Origin of the sequence: Bacteroides acidifaciens, assembly GCF_024623065.1 — a bacterium.
Taxonomy (GTDB): domain Bacteria; phylum Bacteroidota; class Bacteroidia; order Bacteroidales; family Bacteroidaceae; genus Bacteroides; species Bacteroides acidifaciens.
Genome location: NZ_JANJZR010000145.1, coordinates 1 through 3,639 on the forward strand (window position 1 = coordinate 1; position 3,639 = coordinate 3,639).

Genomic DNA, 3,639 nt, shown 5'->3' on the forward strand with positions numbered 1-3,639 from the left:
ACGCGACAAGAAGAGCCGGGGTAAGTTAAAATATCAGCTATAATATTATGACTGAAGAGAATTTAAACAGGCTCTAAAAGATTGAATCATTCTTTCTTGTCAGATTTGAATTCTATCCCTATTATATAATAATGTGGTATATCTTTTAGTATTTCCGCTTTCATTTCCGGGTCAATTTCTTTCTCTCCGCAGAATCGGATGATGTTATATTTCTCGTCCAGCCAGGCTGAACCGTATAAAATCAGGGGAATTTTGAAATGTTCTTCTTCTCCCTCTTTTATAGTCTGAAATTTGAATGGGCGCGGATAATAAACGTAGGAATGATATTTCTCTACCGGCCGTAATTTTAAAGGCACACCGCCCCGCATGGCTCCAGGCACGTTGATGGTACAGACTGAAGTTGAATCATTGGACTTTCTAAGATACACTGCCAGTTCTTTTATTTCTTCCCATTCGTTTTTTCCTTCCGGAATATGTTTTATTTCCCGGAAAGCTTGCCGGTGTTCTTCCGGTACTACATTCAACGACTGGATATTGTTTCCAAGCCTGATGCTATGTGCTTGCTTGGGTGATTTCCCTTTTTCGTATTCGTCTACATAGACGTTGACTGAATATGTTTTGTTCAGGAACTCTTTCAAGTCGAAACGGAAAATATGAGTATCCATAGCTTCCAGTACATTGTAGATGTCTTCTAATTGCGGCTCTGATTTTATTACCTGAGGGCTTTTCTCCTGGGCATTTGCTATGCCTGCAAGAGACAGGCATAGCAAAATGGCTGTTAGTTTGTTTTTTCTCATGTGCATATGTTTTTTGTAATGCTAGATGCTTTCAAGCAATTTCTTCAGAACGACTGTTGCCGAGATTTCACGGTTGGCAGCTTCCGGAATGACGATTGATTGCGGACTTTCAATGACATCATCCGTGACAATCATATTTCTGCGAACCGGCAGGCAGTGCATGAAATAAGCATTGTTGGTGACGGCCATCTGGCGGTCGCTTACTGTCCATGTGCGGTCTTTGCTCAATATCTGTCCGTAATTATTGCCTGCATAAGCAGCCCAGTTTTTGGCATATACAAAGTCGGCTCCTTCAAAAGCCTTCATCTGGTCATACTCTACCTTGGCATTTCCTACAAATTCGGGAGCCAGTTCGTATCCTTCAGGGTGGGTAATGACAAAATCATAATCGGTAGCGTTCATCCATTCCGCAAAAGAATTTGGAACGGCCTGCGGCAATGGACGGGGATGCGGTGCCCAGGTCATGACCACTTTCGGACGTGGAGTTTTCTTATACTCTTCAATTGTAATCAAGTCAGCGAAACTCTGTAGCGGATGGCGGGTTGCTGCCTCCATGGAGAATACCGGACGTCCCGAGTGTTGGATGAATTGATTCAGAATCGTTTCCTGATAGTCGAAGTCACGATTCTCGAAACGGGCGAACGAACGTACTCCGATTATATCACAGTAGCATCCCATTACAGGAATAGCCTCTAATAAATGTTCCGGCTTGTCGCCATCCATGATAACACCCCGTTCGGTCTCCAATTTCCAGGCGCCTTGGTTGATATCCAGCACCATAACGTTCATTCCCAGATTCAGTGCCGCTTTCTGTGTGCTGAGACGGGTGCGCAGGCTGGAATTGAAGAAGATCATCATTAATGTCTTATTCCTGCCCAATCCGACATATTTGAAGCGATCGTTCTTGATTTCAAATGCTTCTGCAAGGGCCGATTTTAAATCGCCGATGTCCTGTACACAAGTAAATTTCTTCATATCATTTATTTTTAATTCTCAATTTTCAACTCTTAACTCTCAACTTCTTCTAGTTTGTCCATCTCCTTCGATGATCCACTTGTAAGAAGTGATTTCTTCCAGTCCCATCGGGCCCCGTGCATGCAGTTTCTGCGTGCTGATACCTATTTCGGCTCCTAAACCGAATTGTGCTCCGTCGGTGAAAGCGGTGGATACATTAGTATATACACAAGCGGCATCTACTATCTTTGTAAACAACGCCGCACGTTCCTTGTTTTCCGTGACGATACATTCGCTATGCTTCGAACTGTTTTCATGGATATGCCCCAAGGCATCTTCAAAGCTCTTCACGGTCTTGACGGCCATTTTGTAATCCAGAAACTCAGTTCCGAAACTTTCTGCCTTCGCATGCTGCAAGAGTTCGGCAGGATAGTGTCCTTCTAATGCCTGATAAGCTAGCGGGTCAGCATAAATAATCACATTACTACCTTTCAACTTCTCACAAAGCACGGGGAGTTCAGCCAGTCTTTTCTCGTGCACGATAGTACAGTCCAACGCATTACATACACTCACCCTGCGTGTCTTGGCATTATGGATAATATCCGCCCCCTTGCTTACGTCTCCAAACTCATCAAAGTAAGTATGACAAATGCCAGCCCCTGTCTCAATAACGGGAATCTTTGCATTCTCGCGTACAAAATTGATAAGTCCACTACTTCCTCTGGGAATAATCAAATCAACATAGCCTGCTGCATTCAGTAATGCTGCCGTAGCTTCTCTGTCAGCCGGAAGTAGTTCTACAATATGGGGATTGACATTGAATCTTTTCAGTACTTCATGAATCACATTGATGATAGCGCGGTTGGAACAGTCTGCGTCACTTCCACCTTTCAGAACGCAAGCGTTCCCGCTCTTCAAGCAAAGAGAGAATACATCGAAACTGACATTAGGACGTGCTTCATAAATGATTCCTATCACTCCAAAAGGAACGCTGACCTTCGTCAATCTCATTCCATTAGGACGAACAGTCTCTTTCAGTACTTTACCTAAAGGAGAGGGGAGGGTAGCTACATTACGTGTGTCCGCTGCGATACCTTTCAAACGTTCTTCCGTCAATTTCAGCCGATCGTATTTCGGATCATTTTTGTCCATTCGTGTGAGATCTTTCTCATTCTCGGCAAGAATGAAAGGCGTTTCTGCAACTGCTGCGTCAGCCACTGCATTTAAAATCTGATTGATGATGTCATCACTCAGCAAGGCTAATTCCCGGCTTGCTGCCTGTACGGCTGCAAAGGTTTCGTTTGAATTTGTAGTCATTTGTTCCTTTTTTGCATTAAATGGAAAGATAAACTATGCAAATATAGTGAATGATGTGAATAAAACCCGTTGAAAAACAAAATAAATGTTGGTTGACTATTCTATTTATAGCACTCTCTTTTAAACCAAAGTTCAAAAATAGGTTCGGAGAACACATTTCTTGTGCAGGGATGAACCAAAGCACTACTGAAGTAAGCCGGGCCATGTACTTGACTTACTCAAGTCTCCTATGTCATTTCATTGAGTGTAGTACTTCTTACGGTCAAGTCTCCTACTTGTTACAGTTAAAATTCCTATTTGTTACAGCTAAGTCTCCTGCCAAATATAAAAAGTAAAAAAACGCCTTCAGCTTTCAGCTCTTCAAAAAAGTCCCTTTTCATCGGTGTTTTTAGCTGAAGTCACTCCTGAATGCAAAAGTGTATACCTTTACTTTCTTTGGGTGATGAATCTATATACTCCGCGTGGTGGGCATATAGCTCCAGTATGGTGAGTATATATACCCACCACGGTGAATATAATAGCTCTATTGTCAAGTCCTGAAAAGCTGAATGCGCTGAAAGCCGGGGGGGGG

The 3,639-nt window shown here is 43.0% G+C and carries 3 protein-coding genes; all 3 read right to left on the bottom strand.

Going from position 1 to position 3,639, the window contains the following annotated elements:
- Positions 1-86: 86 nt before the first annotated feature.
- Genes NSB03_RS20140 through NSB03_RS20150 form a run of 3 tightly spaced genes read right to left on the bottom strand, consistent with a single transcriptional unit; the run spans position 87 to position 3,068 of the window.
- Positions 87-797: a DUF5041 domain-containing protein gene (locus tag NSB03_RS20140; protein ID WP_024988844.1), complete on the bottom strand. Its 711-nt coding sequence runs from the start codon at positions 795-797 to the stop codon at positions 87-89.
- Between the two features lie 21 nt (positions 798-818).
- A complete protein-coding gene (locus NSB03_RS20145; protein ID WP_135035479.1) occupies positions 819-1,772 on the bottom strand; it encodes a Rossmann-fold NAD(P)-binding domain-containing protein in 954 nt (317 codons plus the stop codon).
- A 39-nt stretch (positions 1,773-1,811) separates the two neighbouring features.
- Positions 1,812-3,068: a glutamate-5-semialdehyde dehydrogenase gene (locus tag NSB03_RS20150; protein ID WP_024988845.1), complete on the bottom strand. Its 1,257-nt coding sequence runs from the start codon at positions 3,066-3,068 to the stop codon at positions 1,812-1,814.
- Positions 3,069-3,639 lie beyond the last annotated feature (571 nt).